This window comes from Luteibacter yeojuensis, assembly GCF_000964085.1.
Lineage (GTDB): Bacteria > Pseudomonadota > Gammaproteobacteria > Xanthomonadales > Rhodanobacteraceae > Luteibacter > Luteibacter yeojuensis_A.
Map to the genome: position 1 here is coordinate 25096 of NZ_JZRB01000014.1, position 21859 is coordinate 46954.

Genomic DNA, 21859 nt, shown 5'->3' on the forward strand with positions numbered 1-21859 from the left:
TCCGGTCGTGCGCGTAACTAGGATAGCGGTAAGCCTATCTTGGCTAATCCACGATCCAACTATCCGACCTTGGTTGATCAATGCGGGGGGATTCGTCAGGTAAGGCTCCACAGATGCCCTGAAGATCGCTGCGTGAAATGGCAGCGAACGTTGTCCAGCGTCAGAAGGTCGACCACCGAGCCTGTGTCCGTGCTATCAAATCCTTCAGTAAACTCACGTTCGACCGCTGCCTTCGCCTGCTGGGCATCGGCAACATCGGCAAGAAGTACAGACCAATCGACGCCCTCGCGAAACAACTCACCGCTCTCGCTCTGAACGTGGCTAAACGGTGCTATAAACGTCGCGTCAGCGGTTTTTAGGTCGTTGGTACGGGCAAACCTGCCGATGAACTGCAGGGTGGGTACAAGAGATCTGTGTACCGCATGAAGTACGGCAATCTTAAATTTCGGAAAGTCGTATCCTTCACCGAACATGTCGACGCATACGACGCCATCAATGTCATTAGATGCGAGACGCTGCTCGATCTTATCGATCTGGCGCCGCGACACCATGCTCGAAACAGCTTCAACCCTCAGTCCCTTTGCAACGTAGAGGTTGACCAGATCCTTCGCGTGAGCAACGGTGTTTGTACGGATAAGCATTCGGTGGTCAAAGCCAGCGTCGCGGTCTCGCCTGTATATCGCTTCTGCCTTAGTCGCCAATAGCTCATCTATTTCGGGTCTGTCAGCGCCCTCCGGAGTATCGATTGCATCGAAGGTAACCTTGCCAAATGCTCCCTCCGCCGCAGCTTTTCTAAGCGGATAGTGAAAGATGAGTTTGCCTGGAAGTCCGAGGCGGTCCCTCCTAAATGGAGTTGCAGATACGAGAACCTGGTTCGCATTCACATGCGAAAGTAGGGCTGCCCATGTTGCCGCGGGTGAATGATGCCCCTCATCGACAAGTACAAGATCAAAGAAGCCTTCCGGCGGGGGTGAAACTCCGTCGTTTTCCGGGCTAACGACCTGCGGTGTAGCGATGACTACGTCAGCTCCCTCTAGAGCCACCCATGCCTCACGGTTTGCTGGCCGTGACTCAAGTAACGCTACTGTCGGAGGACGAAGGTCACGATTGGCTAGAAGATCGAGCCGCTTTAGAACGTCCAAGTCCGAGAAGGTTTTGCCCATTTGCTTCCGTAGTGAAGCAGTTGGTACCACGACTAGGACGCGTTTCGGGCGAAGTAGAAAACACAGACCAACAAGTACGGCAGACTTACCGTAACCAGTCGGCAGCGAGACAATTGCACCCTCATCGCTGCTCGTGAAATGTGCGGCAGTGGCGTACAGCGCGGCGATCTGCCCAGGCCTTAAGCCCGCGTTGGGGCCTGAGGACGGGCGGATGACGAAGCAATCACCGTTTTCCTCGAAGTAGCTCATGTTGTTCCCTCAATTGCGCGCAGGGCTCGGGAGTCCCGAGCCACACATCTGACCGAGTCCCATAGGGAAGGACTGGGCGCGCTACCAATGCGCGCCCAGTCGATTAGGCGAAGAGAACGTATTGGTGGGGGGCCGATCGCCAGTGCTGAATAACGTGTTCCCACTTACCGAAGCGGAAGCGAACGTAATTTCGCACGAAGACGATCTTAGGCCGCAAATGACTTGCGTCCATCTCAATCACTCCAAATTTGTCTGGAGGAGATAGTTGCCCACGGATATGAAAGTGCTACACTTTCAAGCGTCCTACCAAGACAGCCGTGGTCGGCAGAGGGACTCCTCACCACCATGCCAAAGCTTCTCAATGTTCGAGCATTGGGGAGCTTTTTTATATGAAGCGTTCCCGCCTCAGTTCGTTGATCCGCACGGATGCAGCTTGTTCTGAAACAACGCACTCCGCGGCCAGGGTCCAAGGATCAGGAAATTTGCGGACAACTTCGACTGGCATAAGGAACTCGCCGGCAAAGTTGTCCGCCTGCCACTCCGAGTCGCGAAACAGCGGAAGCTCACCGGACGGGCGCCGGGATCGCGCAAGTGGACATCCGTGAAGCACTAGGTGGCCAAGTTCATGGGCGGCGGTGAATCGGTCCCTGCCACGGTCGGTTCGTAGGCCATCGTAGACATCCTCACGAAGCCAGATCTCAGCTTTGTCGGGGAACGTCCAACCGTGATCATCTCCCATTTCGTCCAGGCCCTTCGAACCCAGATAGAAGTCAGGCCAAACCTTAGGGAGTTCGAGCTCGAGGTACTGATACAGCGGAAACGCCTTTTCGGGGTCGCACCGGAAGGAGTTTCGAAGGCCAGACGCGATGTCCCAGACCTGTCGCTTTGATAGGGGCGACACCTCGAATCCACGCCTACGCATCTTTGTCTCCTCGGGGAGGGGCAATTTGCTTGAACAAGCTTTCGACCTCGCCCTCTGAAAGATTCTCGAAGCGCCGGGCGAACGCTACGGCGAGTTCGCGTGCCCGATCGCTTCCATTGGCAAGCGAAATCGTGACCTCCTTCGCCTGGCCGGCGGCTGCCTGCGCCAGTGATGACTCTTCACTGGCAGTGAGCGACAGTCCGCGCGTCACCGCGTCAATAAACGAAGGCGGCACTGCTTTGCGCCCGGTTTCCACAGCCGAAACAAAGGCTGTGCTCACATTCGCCAGACCTGCCAGATCAGCCAGCGTCTTATCGCGGTCTATCCTCATCTTCCTGAGCAATTTTCCGAATGGACTTAACATGGGTGGCCGCCTGCGTTGGATACGTTCGAGGTCAGTATATACCTTATACTCGTTTTCTCAACCAATGGGTATAATTTCAATCATGATGTGTTCGTTGTCAACAATTGACACCACATCTAGTGTGAGGGCCGCTCCGGATCGAGGTGCTAGGCAAGAATTCTTTAGCACACTCAAAAAATGTTCATAACTAGTTGATTTGTAATAAATACTCCGCTGAATGGCATTTTGAAAGACTTTCAAAGGTACCTGAAAGCCAATATCTAAGGAATATTAAAATGCAATACAATCAATGTGTTAAGAAGGTGTGCATCGAGCTGCCGGAGTTCGAATCCGCCGTAGACTCGGCCTTCCGTCGCCACGAACAGGCAGTCTTCTAACTCCCCTGGCACTCAGATCAAGGATTGGGCAATCGACTCATACGAGAAACAAGTGCCGCTCTTTGGCATGCGGGGGCCGCATACCTTTCTGCAATTTTGGAGTACGAAAACAGGGGGGTGCCGGTTTGCCGGTCACGCACGAGGGGCTGTTCACTCGTAGCCTGAGCGATCACGCGATCTCGTTGATTTGTTCAGCGGGATAGTCCCCGAAAGTGAACACTTTCTAGATCGTCATAAAGTGCTGGTGCGTCTATTGCTACGCCAGGCCCTCGCACGGCTACCTCAACCTCTCGGCCGGCCTCGACTTTGAAACGAAGCTCTTCGCCAAGACCAACCTCGCCGACATCCTGCGCGATGAACTGGCGAAGAAGAACTACACCTGCAAGCCGATCAACATCGGCAGCAACACGGACCCCTACCAGCCGATCGAAAAGAAGTGGCGGCTCACCCGCGCGGCGCTGGGGCTGCTCAACGAGTGCAACCACCCGTGCACCATCGTCACCAAGAACGCGCTGATCGAGCGCGACATCGACATCCTCGCGCCCATGGCCGAGCAGAACCTGGTTCAGGTGTTCATCTCGATCAACTCGCTCGACAACAAGCTCGCTTCGAAGCTGGAGCCGCGCGCGTCGGCGCCGCATCGCAGGCTGCAGGCGGTGAAGGCGTTGCGTGATGCCGGCATTCCCGTGGGCGTGCTGGTTGCGCCGATCATTTCCGCGTTGAACGAGAAGGACGTGGAGGGAATCATCGAACGTGCCGCGGCCAATGGGGCGAACTCGATTGGCTACACATGCATCCGGTTGCCGCATGAGTTGAAGCAGCTGTTCCGGGAGTGGCTGGATATCCACTACCCCGACAAGGCCGCGCACATCATCAGCCTCATCCAGCAGATGAATGGTGGGAAGGATTACGACAGCAACTTCGCTACGCGCATGCGCGGGCAGGGGATTTTCGCGGACATTATCCGGAAGCGGGTGCAGGTGGCTTCGCGGAAGGCCGGGCTGCATCGGGCATGGGATACGGTGTTGGACACGTCGAAGTTCGTGGCGCCGCGGGTGCATTCGCCGCAGGGGGAGTTGTTCTAGACGGTGCCGACGAGGTCAATCATGCCTTCGACGGTGTCCTGGACCAGAAGCCAGTCGGAACGGCGGCCCCGATAGCAGCAGACACCAGGGCAATCTGGTTGCCGGCGTCACCCAGCAGGGCCAACCACCCATCACGCCCGCTGTAGTCCGGCATGAACACGCAAGCCGCAATGAGACCAGCGCTGATCAGCCAAGCCGCCCATGCACGCCACCTGCCAAAGTTGCGCAGAAGCAAAGCGATCGCCCAGGTCAGCATGGCGCCTGCAACGGCACCGGTAACAGCAAACCAGAAATAACCCATCGTTGTTTCCTTGCCGACGATCCCTCGGCCGTCATGACGTTGAATCTTATCCGCTTCGTTCTGGACATTGGCCGGGCACGGTTAACGCGAGTGGAGGTGTCCGACGCCCTAAGCGTTTCCTAAGAAAAGTCGATGCAAGAGTCACTTACACGGCAATATCGCAAGAACTTGCCGTTGACCCTGTATCGATTTTGAGATTAATCTCAACGCGAATCATTCTCACTTTGGGGCTTCCATGAGCAGCTTTCTTGGCCGGAGCGCAGCGCTGGCGGTCGTCGCGTGTCTGGCGCTGGGCGCGGCTGGGTCGTGGGCACCACCCGCACGGGCTGGCGAGGCCATCTTTGGCTACGTCTACACCACCGATCTGCTGCCGAAGGGCAAGAGCGAGCTCGAGCAATGGGCCACGGACCGCAAGTCCCAGGCCTATGGCAGCTTCAACGCCTACAACTTCAGCACCGAGTACGAATACGGCGTCACCGACAATTTCCAGATCGGTACCTACCTCAACTACACCTACGAGCAGGCAAACGGAAACAGCGTCCGCGGCAAGACCGAGGGCATCGACCTGTCGTACAAGCACGATCCGAACAAGCCATTCTCCGGCGCGCACGTGGATGGCGTTTCGATGGAGTTCCTCTATCGCGTGCTCAGCCCGTACAAGGACGGCATCGGCCTCGCGTTCTACGCCGAGCCGGAATACGGCCCGCGCGAACGCGGGCTCGAGCTGCGTGCCATCGTGCAGAAGAACCTGATGGACGATCGCCTCGTCCTGGCCGCCAACGTTTGGGTCGAGGCAGAGAAGGAGCGCGGCTCGAACCTGATCGATCCGTACGATACGGACCCCGAGCCGCCGACGCGCACCATGGATAAGGCCACCTATGCCGAGATCGACCTGGGTGGAAGTTACCGCTTCGCGTCGAACTGGTCGGCGGGGCTGGAAATCCGCAACCACAACGAATTCGGCGGCTGGACCCTGCTCCACCGCAACCAGGACCACACGGCGTTCTTCGCTGGCCCCAATGTGCATTACGCCGCACGGCGCTGGTACGCCACCTTGAGCGTGCTTCGGCAGATACATGCCATTACCTACAGTGAAGAGCAGGACCACCAGCGGCACGACGGGCTACTGTACGGCGATGAACATACCCGCTGGGACGGCATCCGCCTCAAGATTGGTTATTCCTTCGACTGAGCCATGCCCATGGACCATCGTTTCCTATTGCTTCCGGTCGCTGCCCTGGTCGCTGTCGCACCCGCGCAGGCCACGCAGTACCTGAGTGCCGACCAGGCGCGCGCATTGATCTTCCCGTCGCTGGCCATGACGGCGCAGGACATCACGCTCACGCCCGAGCAGGCCAGGGCCGTGGAAAAGGCCTCTGGCGCATCGATCGTTTCGCCGTCGATGAAAGCGTGGCGTGCAACCACCGGCGAACTGTTCATCGTCGACGAAGTACTCGGCAAGCACGAGTACATCACCTATGCGGTGGGCTTCGATGCGAGTGGTGGCGTCAAGGGCCTGGAGATACTGACGTATAACGAAAGCTACGGTGACCAGATCCGCAACCCGGCATGGCGTGCGCAGTTCACCGGTAAGCATGATGACGCGCCGCTGGTACTGGACAAGGATATCCAGAACATCTCGTCCGCGACGCTTTCGTGCAAGCACATCACCGAAGGCGTCCGCCGTCTGCTGGCCGTGCGGAAGGTCGCTCTTGGCCACGATTGAACGTGCCCAGCCATGGCTGGGTACCGTGGTCGCCATCCGTGCCGATGGCGTGGAAGATGATGCCCTCGCCCACCACGCCATCTCCGCGGCGTTCGCGGAAGTGGCCACGGTGCACCGGCTGATGAGTTTCCATGCGCCGGATAGCGATGTGAGCCGCCTGAACCGCGACGCCGCGCGCCGGTGCGTGCCGGTAGACTGGCGCACGCGCGAGGTGCTGGCCATGGCGCAAACCATGCACCGCATGAGCGAAGGCGTGTTCGATATCGCGATCGGTGGCGTACTCGCGCACGCGGGTGCGCTGCCTTGCCCGGCGCCGGCTCGCGTCGACCTGGATGCCACGGCCGCCAGCATCGCGCTCGACGACAACGGTGTTCGTTTCCACGACGCGCTCTGGATCGACCTGGGTGGTATCGCGAAGGGTTACGCGGCCGACCGCGCTGCCGCCGTGCTCCAGCAACACGGCGTGCACCAGGGGCGTATTGATGCCGGTGGCGACCTGAGGTTGCTAGGCGCGGGCCCGCACCGCGTATACCTCGATGCGGGCGGCGACATCGGGCCCATGCAGGCCGCGCTCGACACGGGTGAGGGTGCCATCGCCACCAGCAGCAACGAGGCGGCCATCCGGGCACGTAACCCACTGCCTTGCGGCGTGCACAGGCATGGCCGAACGAAGGAGCACGCGGCGCCGGGCCGCACGGTGTCGGTGCTGGCAGACCAGGCCATGGTCGCCGATGCGCTCACCAAGGTCGTGATGGCCCTCGGTCCCTCGGCCGGCGCGGTGCTCGCCCTTGCTGGCGCCACGGCCTATCTACGTGAAAAAGGCACCTGGGCGAGTATCCGTGATGCGGCATGACCCGCCAAAGCGACGGCGCCATGGCCCCATCCGGCTCGCCAGTGGCCGCCGGCTCTTCACCTGGGCCGTGGGTTGGTCGCTGTTCGCAACGGGCGCCGCCTGGCTCGCCTGCCACTACTTCCTGCAGACGATGGGCCCGTTTGGCCCACGCCCCAGTCCCTGGGAACCATGGTGGCTGCGTATCCACGCGGCCTTCGGCTTCATGGCGCTGTGGACCTTCGGCATGGTCTGGAGCGCGCACATCGCCAACGGCTGGGCAGCCGGCCACCGCCGCTGGTCGGGCGGCTTCGCCTTTGCCGTCATCGCTGGCCTGGTCATCACCGGGTACCTCACCTACTACCTCATCGACGATACCTGGCACGAATGGGTGTCACTCATCCATTGGGTCGTCGGTCTTGCGCTGCCTGTCGTCGTGGTCACGCACGTCATGCGTGGCCGCAAGGCGCGACGCAAGCCGGTGCCGCCGCCTAGCGGGTATCCGTAGACGCTGGGCCCGGGGCCTTCACGAATGCCCGAAGATCACCCGCGAGCTTCGCACGCTGCACCACGTCCTCCGCAATCCCGTGGCCGGCGGCATAGGCCTTCGCCGTCCAGCGCGAACGGTCGATATCCGCGTGGTCCAGCTGGTAGGTAGCGACGCCGAGCGGCGTGTTCGTATCGAAATACCCGCCTGCCGTGAACAGGCGAAGGGAAGGATGGGCATGCATGGCGTCGACCAGCCAGGGCACGGTGTCGAGGGAATCCGTGGCATCGCCGGTTTCCTTCACCGAATAGAACCAGCTACCCCTGTTGATCGCGAGATTGAGGTAGCGATATTCGCCGGCCGCCACGTAGTCCAGTGATTTCAGATAGCCCTCGAACGCGTGCTCCGGGCGCTTTCCCAACGTCATGGAGGGGTCGTTGTAGGGCGCAGGTAGCGCATCGAGGTCGGGGCCGCCGGTCTGGCGCGTATCCAGGCTGCCGGCGTGCTCGTTGGCTTTCCCGCCCAATAGCGCATGGGCGAACGCGTTGCGGTCGATGCGCAGGTGGGCTTTCTCCAGCGGCGCCGGCGAAATGCCCACCTGGGCACTCATGGCCTGCGCCACGGCATGCAGCCGTTCTGCCGAAAGGCTCGCCCCTTCGAGCAACGCCGAGGCGTACTCGGTGCGCGCGAACTGAACGGCCTGCGCATAGGCATCCTCCACGTTCGCAGCGGGCGCCTGGCGCAGGCCGCGAACGTAGGCACTCGCAGCCAGCGATGGCAGTAGGCCGATCGCCTGGATGTCGTCGTTCTCGCCCGTCTTCAGCACCAACGACAGGAGGATCACGCCATGGAGATGGAGGGCGTTGTGCTTCGCATCCGCGTGCAGGATGGCCACCGACCGCATTGTCCCGTAGCTTTCGCCCATGAGGAACTGCGGCGACGTGGTGCGGCCATTATCCCGGAGCCATCGTTCAATCACGCTGCGGATGGACTCGGCATCCCCGGGCGTGTTCCAGGCCGGCGAGGCGTCGCGGCCGGCGAGGGGAAAACTGGCGCCCGTGCCCAGGGGATCGATGAACACCAGGTCGGACGCATCGAGCAGGCTATCGGGGTTATCGACGAAGGCACCCGTGGCCGCCTGGTACAGCTTGGGGCCCAGGCCCTCCATCTGCAGCGACCACGAGGATGACCCCGGCCCACCGTTATAGATGAAGGTGACCGGGCGCGACGCGTCGGGCTGTTTACCGGCGAGATAGGCTTCCGTGACCATCACGCCCATGGGCTCGCCGTCGTCGCCCGGTACCGGCCATTCGCTCACGATGGCCTGGTAGGCCACGCGCTGGCCCGCGATGGTTGCGTGATGCCTTGTCACCACGGGTGGGCGTGCACCCAACGTGCGCGTCGCCGTCGGCGCGAATGCCTTGGCCGAAGCCGCCGCCGCCGTCACGTCGGGACGTGCCTGGGCCGCATGGCTCGCGCTGGCGCCGAGGGCGGCCAGCACAAGCGCCCCCGCCATGCTGCGCCACGTGGGCCGTCGTGGCGGCGGCATGGCGTTCATCGTGCTTCCTCGAAGGTCTTCCTGACCCAGGCTTTGACGGCCTCGGTGTCTTCGATATTGCCGTGATAGACAACGTCAGGAACATTCGGCTCGTTATCACCACGCTGCCGCCCATCCCGGGTCATCACTGGCACCGACACTTTTCCGTTACCGCTTGGCAGATCCGCACCCAGCGGCGTGCCGGTCCGGGAGTCGATGAACGTCTCGACACCGGCCTGCGTCACACCGGGAATCAGCTTCATCTCGTCGACCAGCCCGATGCACGCACTGCCACAGGCGTAACCCGTAAGCACGACGACCTTGGCATGCACGAGGCTTGGCGGGGCGCTTGCGGGCTTGGCGATGTTCTCCTTGTTCGCCGAGCTGCGCAGCACACTCTCGTGACGCGCCACGGCACCGGCGAGCAGGCGGTTATCCGGGTCGAACGTCGTGCCATCGGGCGGCATGGTGATGGGTTCAGGCTTGAAGGTTTCGGGCGGGCCACCAAACGCCTCGAGGATCTCAGGTGTCGCGCGGTAGACCGCGCTGATCCGCAGGCGTGCCCGCGCGTAATAGTCGGTATACGGTGCGCCGTACAAGCCGCGAAGAAACGCCATGAACCACTCATAGGGGCCACCGTGGTTGTTCCGCTCATCCACGACGATGATCTTCTTCGAGCGTAGCGAAGGCAGCTGGGCAATCACCGAACGCAATGCGTCCACCTCGGCCGGCGTGTGGGGCATGATGTTCTGCAGCATGATCCAGGCACCGTCCTTGCCGAACGGCTCGATGCGGTCGATGAGCTCGGCATCGCCCATCAGCGCGGCCCGCTTCTGCGCAAACACAGTGCCATCGATGGGGGTCCACTGCAGTTTGACGTCCTTGCCATCGATCGTGCACGACGAGGGGCGCTTGAAGAACGGGCTCTGCACATCGCGGAAGATGGACGACGCGAGGTTCCAGCGCGTGGACTCCAGCTTGGGAAGCGATGCTTCGTAGGGTGCGAGCTCATCCACCCAGGCGTTCAACGGCTTGCCGTCGCATGCGCTGATGACGAGGCCATCGGCGACCGTGCCATTCCCCGCCACGGTTCGATACTGGCCGCCTACGTAGATGGAAAGGAAGCCCGGCCACTGCAGGTTCTTCTGCACGAGGTTCAACGACAGGTAGACGTGCTCATCCTCGAACGTGGAAACGAAGTGATTCAGGGCATGTCGATAGCCAGAATAGCTCTGGATCCTGGGGATGTCGGACGCGGCGCGCGCCTGCGCGGTCTTCAGGAGCGCATCGAAGCGGGCAGGGTCGGGATAGACTGCGAGGATATGCTGCTTCTTCGCCCATTCGACGATGAACTGGATATCGGACCGGGCCATGGCCTGCCATGGCCCGCCCTGCGATGGGCTCTCCTTCGGTTCAGCGGCGACCGCCGCCGTCGAAGCGCCCATCACCGCCAGCATGAGTAAAACAAGATAACGTCGCATACGTTGAAAGCCCCCTGAGCCGAACTATCGAGCACGCTAGGCTTTGCGTCGGCGCGAGCGAATCCATATTTTGCTTATAACCGCTCATACATCCGTTATGGAACCTTGAACCCGGCCAGTGTCGGGCGCGGTCGTGGCTGCGAGGGCGTATGAAGCGTCAACGCCTCACGGGGCTCGCCGCATCCATGGCCATGTCCGGGTCGTCCTCGAGCAGCCCGCTGATGTAGTCGATCAGCGCCCGCGTGCGGGGCGGCAGGCTACGCTTGGAGGGGTACACGACGTGGATGGGGAAACGCCGCGTCGGGTAATCGGGCATGACATGCAGCAACCGGCCTGCCGCAAGGTCCTCCGCGACGAGCAGGTGCGATAGCAGCGCGATCCCTTGCCCCGCCAGCGCCGCGCGGTACACGGCCCCGGCGTTGTTCGAATGGATGCGCCCACTGACAGATATGGCCAGGTCCTGCCCCGCCACGTCGCCGGGCGCCGGTGGGGTGCTGAACCACCAGACGTTCTCCCGCCCCCACCGCTGGTAGAAGATGCAGTCGTGCTGCTCCAGGTCGCGGGGATGGGCCGGTGGCTGGTGCTGCTCGAGGTAGCCGGGCGACGCCACCAGGTACGCCTTCGTCTGGCCAATGGTGCGCGCCACCAGCGTGGAGTCTTCGAGGGGCCCGAGCCGGATCTCGCAATCCAGCCCCTCCTCGATCAGGTTGCTGACGCCGTCCCGGAGCACGAGATCCACCGAGATCCCCTCGTAGCTGGCCAGGAACGGTGCGAGGTGGCTGCTGAGGTACAGGCCCAGGGGCACGGGCAACGCGATACGGACGCGCCCGGCCGGCCGCCCGCGGCGCGCGCCCACGTTGAAGGGCAGGTCCTCCGCGTCGTCGATCAGCCGCTGTGCGGGTAGCAGTAGCTCGCGCCCTTCTTCGGTAAGCGTCACCGCCTGTGTACTGCGATGGACAAGCCGTGCCCCGAGGTAGTCCTCCAGGGCGCTTACCTGCCGTGAGATGGCCGGCTGGGTGACGCCACGCTCCGTCGCGACGGCAGAGAACGAGCCAGTCTGCGCAACGCGAACAAAGGAACGAAGTGCAGCAATGAGGTCCATGGACTCATCCCGTCGATGATCTCGTCGTTAACGACCGCGGTGCCCTACTTTGCCCGAAAACGATGAACGACCCGTAACGAACCGCTCATACAAACCCGCATGAAGACTATTACCACACGCAACGTTCCATGGCGGCGGGGCACGAGCTAGCGTCCCGCCATTGCATGCCTGGAGTACGTTCGACTTCGACGGGCCAACGCGCACCACGGTGTCGGTGCAGCAGCTTTCCCATCCGCACCTGCTTATCGAGATCAAGGCGATCGCCTACCGGCCGGTGGTTTCGCCGGCGGTCGCGGAGAACGCCTAACGCGGCACCTCACTTACCGTACGCCCCACCAGCGACAAAGACGCCCGCCGCGCGACGAAACGAAGCCTCGGGCACGGGGCCTCGTGCTACTAATCAAGGCCAATGACTTCGGAGCTATTGGCCATGACGAGCAATATGCGCAGGCGCGTCGCCCTGGTGACGGGTGGAAGCCGGGGGTTGGGTCGCGCCGAAGTGCTGGCGCTGGCAGCGCGGGGCATCGATTGCCTCTTTACGTACAGCGCCAGGCGGGATGAGGCGGAGAAGGTGGCCGCCGAGGCACGCGCGCCTGGGGTCGAGGTCCACGCCCTGCAACTCGACCAGGGCAACGTGCCCACGCTCGATGGCTTCGTCGACCGCGTAAAGGCCACCCTGGCTGGCATGGGCGTGGAGAGGATCGATTACCTGGTCAACAACGCGGGCATCTCGAACCACACGGCGTACGCGGAGGTGACGGAGGAGGAGCTTGACCGGCTGTATGCCATCAACTTCAAGGGCGTCTTCTTCCTCACGCAGAAGTTGCTCCCGCTCATCAACGATGGGGGCCGCATCATCAACACGTCATCGGGGCTTGTTCGCTTCGTCTTCCCCGATCTCATCGCCTACGCCTCGAGCAAGGCCTCGCTCGAGACGTTTACGCGGTACCTTGCCCACGAGCTGGGGCCGCGCGGCATCACGGTCAACACGATCGCGCCCGGCGCCATGGGCACGGACTTCAACGGTGGCATGATCCGTGACAATGCTGGCTACCGTGAGCGTATCGCCGGGGTCACCGCCCTGGGCCGGCCTGGCGTGCCCGACGATATCGGCCCGATGGTGGCGTCGCTACTGGACGACAGCAACCGCTGGATCAACGCGCAGCGCATCGAGGTGTCAGGCGGCATGAAACTCTAGGATCCCCATGAAAATAGCCATACCGGCGCTTTCCCTTCTCGTGGCGACGATAGCCACCGCCGCGCCTGTCAACGTCTCGGGCTTTTTCCGGCTGGTCGATGCGGGCGATGTCTCGGTGAGCCCGGATGGCCAGTTCGTCGCGTACGTGCGGACCACCCCCGACGTGATGACGGATACGCGCAAGGAAAGCCTCTGGCTCATCGATACCCGCACGCATGCGGAGCGCATGGTCGCGGCGGGCGCTTCCACACCGCGATGGTCGCCGGCCGGTACGCGCCTTGCGTTCATTGCCCCGGATGCCAGCGGGCATGCCCAGGCCTTCACGCTTGCCCCGCCGGATACGCACGCCAACCAGGTAACCCACGTCGACCATGGCCCCGCATCGCTTGCGTGGTCGGCCGACGGGAAGACGCTGGCGTTCACGGCAAGCGTACCTGTGCAGGGGCCGCCCCCGGCGCCGCCGGCGATGCCACGGCCCGCGGGCGCCACGTGGGCCCCCGCGCTGAAAGTGATGGACTGGGGTAACTACATGGCGGACGGCGCCGGCTTCCTCGACCAGCAGGTAAGCGAGGTCTTCATCGTGCCAGCCGCGGGCGGCGATGCACGGCAAGTCACGCAGGGCGGGGCGCTGAACGTCAGCAACGTGCACTGGATGCCGGGTGGCAGCCAGCTGGTCGTGGAGGCGGCGCAGGTGATGCCTTCCGACGCCACCCGCAGCTATGCGCGCCTGTTCCGTGTCGATATCGCCACCGGGAAGGCCACGGCGCTGACCGCCGGCAAGGTGGATGACGCCGACGCGGCCGTGTCGCCGGACGGCAAGCACATCGCCTTCGTACGCATGGCGGACCGTGGCACCACGTTCGACTGGATGCGCCTGATGGTGATGGACGCCGATGGCTCGAACGTGCGGCAGCTTGGCACCGGGCTGGATCGTGACCTCGGGGCACCGCGGTTCGCGCCCGACGGCCAGTCGCTGGTGGCCCGTTACGACGACCACGGCACGGGCCGGCTCGCCCGCGTGGGCATGGATGGCACGGTGACCACGCTGATCGACCGGATCGGCGCCGACGAATCGTCATCGGTCGCCACCGATGGAAGCATCGCGTTCCTCGACGCATCGCGCACGGCGCCGCCGAACGTGTGGATCAAGCCGGCGAACGGGCAGGCGTTGCAACTCACCCACCTCAACGATGCGCTCGTGGCGGGCATGGCCGTGGGCGCGATCCGCGAGTTGCCGGTGACATCGCGCGCCGACGGCAAGGCCGTGGGCACATGGATCGTCCTGCCGCCGGATTATAAGGCGGGCAAGCGTTACCCGATGATCCTGCTGCTCCACGGCGGGCCGCATGGCAGCGACGGCGACGCATGGGACATGGAACGGCAGCTCATGGCAGCGACCGGCTATGTCGTCGTCGACCCCAACTACCGTGGATCCACCTCGTACGGGAACGCGTTCGCCGCGGACGACGTGGCGCACGACTTCCCGGGCCGCGCCTACGACGACCTGATGAGCGCCGTGGATGCCGCCGTGCGCGAAGGCTATGCCGACCCCGCCCACCTGTTCATCACGGGCAGCTCGGCGGGCGGCGAGCTCACCGCGTGGACCATCGGCAACACCACGCGCTTTCGTGCCGCGGTCGCGGAGAAACCGGTCATCGACCTGGCCAGCAACGAACTCGCCACCGACCAGTACAAGGCATCAGGCGGTGTGCTGGGTGTCGCACCCTGGGCCGATCACGCGCTGTTCTGGAAGTACTCGGCGCTATCGCGCGTGGGTGAGGTGTCGACGCCCACCCTGGTGATGGTGGGTGACGAAGACCGGCGCACGCCGCTGACCCAGTCGCTGGAGTTCTACAACGCGCTGCGCTTGCGTGGCATACCCAGCCAGCTGGTGGTGGTGCCTGGCGCTAGCCACGAAAGCCTGCGCGCGCGGCCGTCGCAGCACGCGACGGAGTTCACGGTGACGATGGCATGGTTCGCCCGTTTCGGCGGCGCGGCCGTGCTTACTCCCCCTCAGGGAAGTCGGCCGTCTTCGACAGCCACGCCCACTGCTCGGCGTTCTTCTTGAGCGTGCTGAAGCGCTCGCGCGCCACGTCGACGGCGGACGCGCCGAGCAGCAGCCGCAGCGGGGGCTCGGTGGCGTTTACGGCTTCGATGATCGCCTGCGCGGCGCGCGCCGGGTCGCCAGGCTGTTTCCCCGAACTTGCCTTGGTGGTCTCGCGACGCTTGCCGGCCGTCGGCGCGTAGTCGGCGATGACGCAGCCCGACTCGGCCATCGACGAGCCCGCCCACGCCGTGCGTAGCGCGCCTGGCTCGACGATCAGAACATGCAGGCCAAGCGGCGCGGCCTCGAGGGCGAGGGATTCGGACAGTGCCTCGATGGCGTATTTGGTGGCGTGGTAATAGCCGGTGGCCGGTAGCGCGAGCAGGCCACCCAGCGACGATATGTTGATGACGGTGCCAGCCTTGCGCTGGCGCATGGCAGGTAGCACGGCACGGAGCATGTTGACGACCGAGAACACATTGGTCTCGAACAGCTTGCGTACCTCGTCGTCGCTACCTTCTTCCACGGCGGCAAGGTAGCCGTAGCCCGCATTGTTGACCAGCACATCGACCTGGCCAAAGGCGGCTTCCGCTTCCCGCACGGCCGGCACGATGGCTGCGGCATCGGTGACGTCGAGGCGCAGCACGCGGACGCGATCGCCATGCTTTGCCTGCAGTGCCTCCAGCCGCCCTGGCTCGCGTGCGGTAAGGACGGCACGGTACCCGGCGTCCAGCACGGCGTTCGCCAGGGCCAGGCCAAGGCCGGATGAGCTGCCGGTGACAAGCCATACCGCGTTGGCATCAAGCATGGGCTTCCTCGGTTTCGTGGGGGTGGCATCCGAGGCTAGGGCACGGCGTGTTTGCCGCGTGCGCTGTTCGTCGCATCGAGGGAACCTTCGTCGCATAGCGTCGTGACCGGCGCGGGCACGGCTTGCCGCCGCCACGGCTTTCGTGCACGGTGCGTCGAACGCCCGTGCGAGGTGCCTGCCCGATGACGACCCGCCACTGGCTCTGCATGCTGGCCGCTTTCGCCGCATCGTGCGTGGCGCACGCATCGCCAGCGCTCATCCGGTACCCGAACGTGCATGGCGGCAAGGTCGTCTTCGTCGCGCGCGATGCCCTCTGGGTGGCATCCACGCAAGGCGGAAAGGCGCAGGCCCTGGCGGACATGCCAGGCCCGCCATCGGCGCCGCGCTTCTCGCCCGATGGCCGTTACATCGCCTTCACCGCGCAGAACCGGGGCAACGAGGATGTCTACGTGGTGTCGAGCGCGGGCGGCCCAACCACGCGCCTCACATGGGCTGCCGATACCACTGCAACGCCGCCGCCATGGTGGGGGCCCAACAACCTCGTCGTGGGCTGGGCACCCGATTCCAGCGCCATTCTGTTCCTCTCTCGGAGCACGGCGTTCGCACGGAGCGAACCGGTGTTGATGAAGGTACCGGTGGGTGGTGGCCTTCCCGTGCGTGTCGACCTGAACGACGCGGCGATGCTGTCGTACTCGCCCGATGGGCAGGCGATCGCCTATTCGCGAACCTTTGCGGCATACCGCCCCTGGAAGCGCTACGACGGTGGGCTGGCGCCGGATGTGTACGTGTACCGGTTCGCCAGCGGGCAGCGGCGGCAGCTGACGGACTGGAAGGGTACGGATGATTTCCCGATGTGGGTGGGCCAGCGCATCTTCTTCGTTTCCGATCGCGATGCCGGGCGCCGGGCCAACCTGTGGGTGATGGACGAAGATGGGGGAAACGCCAGGGAGCTCACGCACTTCACCGACGGCGACATCGATTTCCCCAGCGTCGGGGACGGCACCATCGCGTTCCAGCAGGGCGGGGCGTTGTGGCTGATGGATACCGCGACGCTTGCCTTGCATGCCGTTCCCATCGGCGTGCCGGATGATGGGAAAAGCAGCACGCCGATCAGCATCGCGCTTGGCCCTTACGTGCGCCCGGCCGACGTGACCGGTGCGGCTGACTATGCGCTGTCGCCCGACGGCCGCCGGGTGGCGTTCTCGGCGCTCGGCCGCATGGCGTGGGTCGATGTCGACGGCAAGCCCGCGCTGCCCACGCGGCGTGCGGACAGCGACCGCGCGGACGAGGATCACCCCGCCTGGTCCCCCGACGGCACGGCGCTGGCCTTCGTCACCGACCGGTCCGGCGAGGAAGAAGTGGTGGTGCGGGCATGGGCGACGGGGAACGAGCGGGTGCTGACGCATACGGCGTCCGGCTATTACTACCGCCCCACGTGGTCGCCGGACGGCAAGCGGCTGCTTGTCGCCGATGCGGGGCACGGGTTGTGGTTGCTCGACGCCGGCGGTGGCGCGTCCTTGTGCGTGGCACGCGACCCCGCCGCCGAGATCAGGGATGCCGCCTTCTCGGCCGATGGCATGCTGGTGGCTTACAGCACGTTGCCGGCGAACCAACAGCGCGCCCTGCATGTGTATGACACACGCACGCACGCGGACCACGTGGTTAGCTCGCCCATGGACAGTGACTGGTCGGGCCGGTTTTCGAGCGACGGCACGCGGCTCTACTTCCTTTCAAACCGCCACGCGCAACCGGTGCTCTCCGATCGCGAAACCGACATGGTGCCCATCCGTTCCACGGGCGTGTACGAAGCCCCGATCAAGGGCGGCGTGGTGCAGATGGACAAGGCCACGCCCCTGCCTTTTCCCGGCGGGGCCTATGCCCTCGAGGGCGAGCACGGCGGCGCCCTTTTCGTCTTCGCAAAGGCGACGACCCAGATCGAATCGAACGTGGAAGGCGAGCGCAACGTACTCCACGTTTTTGACCTGGCCACGCGCCAGGATCGCACCCTGGCCGAGGGCGCGGAGACGGTGGATGTCGCCCCCGATGGGCGGCACATCGCCTGGTTCGCCGCTGGCACGTACCACGTATCGGGCACCGGCGAGGCCAGCGGCTGGACGGTGGACCTGGCCACCTTGCGGGGCGACGTCACCTGGCAACACGCATGGAAGGAAATGTTCGACAAGGCCTGGCGCCTGGAACGCGACATGTTCGAGGACAAGGCGCTCGACGGGGCGCCGTGGCGGCGCGTGCACGATGTGCTCGCGATGCGCCTGCCGGCACTGTCATCGCAAGCGGATTTCCATTACCTGCTTGGGCAGTTGCAGGGCGAGGTCGGCAGCTCGCACACCTACTATGGCGCCAGGCCCGCGCAGGCGCCGCGCGAGGCGGAGCCGCTGCTGGGCGCCGACCTTGCGCTCGACGGCTCGACGGGCCTGTATCGCATCGCGCGCATCCTGCAGGGTGACAACAGCCGCCCCGCGATCCGCAGCCCGCTGCAAGCGCCTGGTATCGATGCAACGGCGGGCGATTATGTGCTTGCGATCAACCACCAGCCGCTCAAGGCACCGCGGAACCCGCAGGAACTCCTCGCCGGCGCCACGGGGCCCGTGGTGCTATCGCTGGCGCCATCGCCCGCATCCGCACCCGTCGATGTCACCGTGGTGCCCCTCGAGAGTGAAGCGGCGCTGCGCCAGTACGATGCACTGGTGTCACGTCGACACCTCGTCGATTCCCTCAGCCACGGCACCATCGCCTACATCTACCTCACCAACATGGCCGAGGCGGGCACCCGCCAGTTCATCGACCAGTTCTACGCGCAGCAGGACAAGAAGGCGCTGCTGGTCGACGTGCGCTGGAACACGGGTGGCTTCACAAGCCAGCTGATGCTCGAACGCCTGCGCCGGCGGCCGGCCGGTGTGTTCGTGAACCGGCAGGGCGCCCAGGCCACGCTTCCCGACGGCCTGCTCGCGGGGCCCAAGCTGGTACTGGTGAACCATTACTCGGCCTCCGACGGCGACCAGTTCCCCTACTTCTTCCGCGAGGAAGGCGTTGGGAACGTGGTCGGCACGCGCACCTGGGGCGGCGTGCGGGGCATCCTGGGCGCGTGGCCGCTCATGGACCGAACGACCGTGAACGTGCCCAAGGATGTACTCCTGTCCAACGACCACCGGCCGCTGATCGAAAACGAGGGCGTGCATCCCGACATCGAGGTGGATGACGATGCCACCGGTGATCGCGACGCGCAGCTGGAGCGAGCGGTGCAGGCCCTGCTCAACGAGCCAGGATCGCCGCAAGCGCACGCAAAAGGCAGTCCGCCGCGTTGAGCGTACCCAGCGCGTGCGACCGCCAGCCAATGTAACCGTCGGGGCGAACGAGCAGGCAGCCGTCGTCGCGGATTTCGCGGCGCTCGGCCCACTCGAAGTACAGATCCTCCACCTCGCAGCCGGGGCCGATGGCGAAGGCCGGCACGTCGAGGCCCAGGCGTGCGGCGGCGATGCCTGCACCGGCGATCCACGCCGCGCCGCCTACGCCGGTGAGCACCGTGAAGCGCCCGCGGCCCACGAGGTCCAGCGTCGACAGCGCCTTGCCCTGGTGCTGCACCCACGCGTGCGGGACGCGCGCACCAGGGCGCGTCGTCGGCACGTGCTCCAGCTCGCGGTCGACATCATCGCCTTCCTCCATCGCTGGCGCGGATTCCGATTCAAGCACGGCAGCCGAGTGGTACACCTGGTTCAACTCGAAGCCACGCGCCCGGAACTCGTAGTGCTTCACCTTCATCACCTCGTGCAGTTCGCGCCTGCACGCGTGGCCCGTGTCGCCTGGCTCAGGCAGCGCGTTGACATCGAGCTCCACCAGCGGCCCGTACGACGCGAGGCTTTCGGTGGCCCGTTCGACCACGGCCCGCCCGATGGGCGCGCGCTCGGTGCTGTAGGTGTCCAGCAGGGCAGGGCCCGCCAGGCCGCAGAGCACCAGGTCGAGTTTCCACGCCAGGTTATAGGCATCCTGCACGGCTGTGTTCGACCCGAGGCCGTTGGATGGCACGTGCCGGTGCACGGCGTCGCCCATGCAGAACACGCGCCCTTGCTGGTAGACGGGCGACCACGCGGCGTTCATGGTCCACGGATCCACCCCGGTGATGTCGAGGTCGAGCCCGGGCAGGCCAAGGGCATCGCGCACCACGTGCGCCGCCTCGTCGGGTGACAGCGATGGCGTGGCGTGCCCGGGTGCATACCCCTTGATCATCATCCATGACGACCATGGCTTGATGCAGCGCAGGATCGACATGTCGTCGCCGAGCATGAAATACAGCACGCCGGGCCGGTGTGCCACGTAAGGGGCGAGGTCGGCATGGAACAATATGTTGAGGCTCGTGCCAATGTCGCCCGGCCCTTCGAACGGCAAGCCCAGCGCGGCAGCCACCGTGCTCCTGCCGCCGTCGGCACCGATGAGGTACCGCGCGCGCACGTCGACGGCCCCGGCGCCAAGGCGGTCGTGCAGATGCGCCGTGACCCCGTCCTCATCTTGCGTGAATGCGTCGAGCTGCGTGCCGAAACGCACGATCGCACCCTGCGCGATCGCCGCGCGGTACAGCAGCGGTTCGAACAAGTGTTGCGGCAGGTCCGCAAGCAGGCACGGGCTGGCCGTGGCATTCGCCGCCGCGCTGGCATCCTCGCCCAGCCCCCGGATCCTTGCGTATTCCTCGCCAGCGAGCGAGCGCATGAACAGCGCGTCAGGCATCGTGGCGTACGGCGTGGCCAGCGCCAACGCCTCCGCTTCCAGCCCGAACTCGCGCAGGATCTCGAACGTGCGCTGGTTGGTCACGTGCGCGCGCGGCGTGGGCGAGAGCTGCCTGTGTTTCGTCACCGCCATGACCCGCACGCCGCGCCGCGCGAGGGCAAGCGCCGCGGTGAGCCCGGCGGGGCCGCAACCCGCGATGAGGACATCGGTCTCGATCAAGGCGTGCCCGCCTGTGTGTAACGACGCTCAAGCATCTCCCCCGGGCCAAAGCCCGGGTCGCCGCACTGCTTGCCCTGGAAGGTCGACAGCGCCGGCGGAAACCCATGGAACATGGAGCCAAAGCGGGGGCCGGAAAAATCCCAGCCGTACGCCATGATGCCGATACCCCGCTGGTCGATGTAATCGAGGAACGCCTTGGCATACGCGGGCGTGCCACCGTCGCAATAGAACTTTGGCACCGGCGCCCATTCGGTCACGACGACGGGGTGCGTACGCGCGAAGTCGCCGAACTTCATGTCCCACGATGGCTCGGTCTGGCCGTCGCGATCGTGTGCGTACGGATGCGAGGCATAGACGACCTGCCGGAGCCTGTCGTTCAACTCGGGTGCACCGCTGAGCCGTTCGGCGACATTGAGCCCGTCGGCGACGATGACGTTCTCCGCGCCCTCCCCGCGCACCACGGCGATGGCCTGGTTCATCGCGTCGGCCCACAGCTGCCAGTTGAGTGCGGAGGCGCGTAGCTGCGGTTCATTGAGCAGCTCGTACATCACGCCCTTGTCGGTGCGGAATTCCGGGGCCATGGAGCGCCATACCGCCCGCGTATGCTCGTTCGGCAGGTTCGCCACGGTCTTTGGGTTCTCGCCGCTCTGCTCTTCGTCCTGCACGCTCAGCATTACCACCAGCCCCGCCGCGCGCGCCGCGTGCACTGCATCGATCACCTGCGCGCGGAACCGCGGATCGAACAGCGGGCCACCTTGCTCGAGCCCCGGCTGCGATACCTGCATGCGGACGGCGTCGATACCGTGCTTGCGCATGCTGGCGTAGTCGCTTGGCCGATAGTGCTGGTAGGCCTCGGCGAAGACGCCGGCCTGCGCGGCGGGCGGCGCGACGAAGGCGATTTGCACCACCCCATGCGGGGCCCATGGCCTGCCGTTGCGTAGCAGGTGGCCATCGCGCACTTCGACCTCGGCATGGGCCTGCAGGGCGGCAAGGGTGAGCGCGGCGGCGACGAGCGGGCGATACACAGGCGGCATAAAGGCATCCTCCATGGCCGCGACAGCGCGACCGTCACCCACCACCCTAGCGTGGCCCGGGTGCCTGGCCATGTCCGCTCGTCGCAGGCGCGCGGCCTTCGTCGACAAGCGGCAGGAAGACGAAAAGGGTGGCGATGCGACGAAGCGCGCCCGTGCCGGCGCTGCGTGGCGCTAAGGTAGGCCAAGGTCTATCCTT

The 21859-nt window shown here is 64.5% G+C and carries 19 protein-coding genes; 9 read left to right on the plus strand and 10 right to left on the minus strand.

The window, feature by feature from the left end:
• Nucleotides 1-95: 95 nt before the first annotated feature.
• The 3 genes from VI08_RS21200 to VI08_RS06675 form a co-directional block, all read right to left on the minus strand.
• Nucleotides 96-1412 (minus strand): DEAD/DEAH box helicase, encoded by a 1317-nt coding sequence (locus tag VI08_RS21200; RefSeq protein ID WP_084621330.1) that lies wholly within the window; start codon nucleotides 1410-1412, stop codon nucleotides 96-98.
• A gap of 385 nt (nucleotides 1413-1797) precedes the next feature.
• A complete protein-coding gene (locus VI08_RS22355) occupies nucleotides 1798-2334 on the minus strand; it encodes an ImmA/IrrE family metallo-endopeptidase (RefSeq protein WP_052697728.1) in 537 nt (178 codons plus the stop codon).
• Nucleotides 2327-2698, minus strand: a complete 372-nt coding sequence (locus VI08_RS06675; RefSeq protein WP_045828782.1) for a helix-turn-helix domain-containing protein — start codon at nucleotides 2696-2698, stop codon at nucleotides 2327-2329. The genes VI08_RS22355 and VI08_RS06675 overlap by 8 nt, the downstream gene beginning before the upstream one ends.
• 610 nt (nucleotides 2699-3308) lie before the next feature.
• On the opposite strand from VI08_RS06675, the gene VI08_RS06680 reads away from it, so the two are divergent.
• A complete protein-coding gene (locus tag VI08_RS06680; protein ID WP_332308621.1) occupies nucleotides 3309-4160 on the plus strand; it encodes a PA0069 family radical SAM protein in 852 nt (283 codons plus the stop codon).
• 19 nt (nucleotides 4161-4179) lie between these two features.
• On the opposite strand, the gene VI08_RS06685 is transcribed toward VI08_RS06680, so the two are convergent.
• The gene (locus VI08_RS06685; RefSeq protein ID WP_045828783.1) at nucleotides 4180-4461 is read right to left on the minus strand and encodes a hypothetical protein; all 282 of its coding nucleotides are present in this window, start codon (nucleotides 4459-4461) and stop codon (nucleotides 4180-4182) included.
• A 235-nt stretch (nucleotides 4462-4696) separates the two neighbouring features.
• Here VI08_RS06685 and VI08_RS06690 point away from each other — a divergent pair, with 235 nt between their 5' ends.
• The 4 genes from VI08_RS06690 to VI08_RS06705 are packed head-to-tail and all read left to right on the plus strand — an operon-like array spanning nucleotide 4697 to nucleotide 7524.
• The gene (locus VI08_RS06690; RefSeq protein WP_045828784.1) at nucleotides 4697-5653 is read left to right on the plus strand and encodes a DUF6662 family protein; all 957 of its coding nucleotides are present in this window, start codon (nucleotides 4697-4699) and stop codon (nucleotides 5651-5653) included.
• 9 nt (nucleotides 5654-5662) lie between these two features.
• Nucleotides 5663-6187, plus strand: coding sequence for an FMN-binding protein (locus VI08_RS06695; RefSeq protein WP_045828785.1), 525 nt, complete (start codon nucleotides 5663-5665; stop codon nucleotides 6185-6187).
• The gene (locus VI08_RS06700; RefSeq protein WP_045828786.1) at nucleotides 6174-7040 is read left to right on the plus strand and encodes an FAD:protein FMN transferase; all 867 of its coding nucleotides are present in this window, start codon (nucleotides 6174-6176) and stop codon (nucleotides 7038-7040) included. The genes VI08_RS06695 and VI08_RS06700 overlap by 14 nt, the downstream gene beginning before the upstream one ends.
• Complete coding sequence (locus tag VI08_RS06705; protein ID WP_045828787.1) at nucleotides 7030-7524, plus strand: hypothetical protein; 495 nt, start codon at nucleotides 7030-7032, stop codon at nucleotides 7522-7524. Before VI08_RS06700 ends, VI08_RS06705 begins: the two co-directional genes overlap by 11 nt.
• Here the strand turns inward: VI08_RS06705 and VI08_RS06710 are convergent.
• From VI08_RS06710 to VI08_RS06720, 3 genes are all read right to left on the minus strand, one after another.
• Complete coding sequence (locus VI08_RS06710) at nucleotides 7508-9061, minus strand: S10 family serine carboxypeptidase-like protein (RefSeq protein ID WP_052697730.1); 1554 nt, start codon at nucleotides 9059-9061, stop codon at nucleotides 7508-7510. The genes VI08_RS06705 and VI08_RS06710 overlap by 17 nt on opposite strands.
• A complete protein-coding gene (locus tag VI08_RS06715) occupies nucleotides 9058-10485 on the minus strand; it encodes a hypothetical protein (protein ID WP_198148862.1) in 1428 nt (475 codons plus the stop codon). The genes VI08_RS06710 and VI08_RS06715 overlap by 4 nt, the downstream gene beginning before the upstream one ends.
• Before the next feature lie 193 nt (nucleotides 10486-10678).
• A complete protein-coding gene (locus VI08_RS06720) occupies nucleotides 10679-11623 on the minus strand; it encodes a LysR family transcriptional regulator (RefSeq protein ID WP_045828789.1) in 945 nt (314 codons plus the stop codon).
• Nucleotides 11624-11783: 160 nt separating this feature from the next.
• Here VI08_RS06720 and VI08_RS21665 point away from each other — a divergent pair, with 160 nt between their 5' ends.
• From VI08_RS21665 to VI08_RS06730, 3 genes are all read left to right on the plus strand, one after another.
• A complete protein-coding gene (locus VI08_RS21665) occupies nucleotides 11784-11930 on the plus strand; it encodes a hypothetical protein (RefSeq protein ID WP_157006406.1) in 147 nt (48 codons plus the stop codon).
• A gap of 123 nt (nucleotides 11931-12053) precedes the next feature.
• Nucleotides 12054-12821, plus strand: a complete 768-nt coding sequence (locus VI08_RS06725) for an SDR family NAD(P)-dependent oxidoreductase (RefSeq protein ID WP_198148863.1) — start codon at nucleotides 12054-12056, stop codon at nucleotides 12819-12821.
• Between the two features lie 7 nt (nucleotides 12822-12828).
• Nucleotides 12829-14889 carry a S9 family peptidase gene (locus tag VI08_RS06730; protein WP_084621336.1) on the plus strand — a complete coding sequence of 687 codons (2061 nt, stop codon included), beginning with the start codon at nucleotides 12829-12831 and terminating at the stop codon, nucleotides 14887-14889.
• On the opposite strand, the gene VI08_RS06735 is transcribed toward VI08_RS06730, so the two are convergent.
• Nucleotides 14825-15673: an oxidoreductase gene (locus tag VI08_RS06735; RefSeq protein WP_045828791.1), complete on the minus strand. Its 849-nt coding sequence runs from the start codon at nucleotides 15671-15673 to the stop codon at nucleotides 14825-14827. The two genes, VI08_RS06730 and VI08_RS06735, sit on opposite strands and share 65 nt — an antisense overlap.
• A 182-nt stretch (nucleotides 15674-15855) precedes the next feature.
• Between VI08_RS06735 and VI08_RS06740 the strand changes: the two genes are divergently transcribed.
• Nucleotides 15856-18996: a S41 family peptidase gene (locus VI08_RS06740; RefSeq protein WP_045828792.1), complete on the plus strand. Its 3141-nt coding sequence runs from the start codon at nucleotides 15856-15858 to the stop codon at nucleotides 18994-18996.
• Here VI08_RS06740 and VI08_RS06745 read toward each other — a convergent pair.
• Nucleotides 18944-20629, minus strand: coding sequence for an FAD-dependent monooxygenase (locus VI08_RS06745; RefSeq protein WP_045828793.1), 1686 nt, complete (start codon nucleotides 20627-20629; stop codon nucleotides 18944-18946). The two genes, VI08_RS06740 and VI08_RS06745, sit on opposite strands and share 53 nt — an antisense overlap.
• Nucleotides 20626-21663 carry a glycoside hydrolase family 5 protein gene (locus VI08_RS06750; RefSeq protein WP_045828794.1) on the minus strand — a complete coding sequence of 346 codons (1038 nt, stop codon included), beginning with the start codon at nucleotides 21661-21663 and terminating at the stop codon, nucleotides 20626-20628. Before VI08_RS06750 ends, VI08_RS06745 begins: the two co-directional genes overlap by 4 nt.
• Nucleotides 21664-21859: the final 196 nt, after the last annotated feature.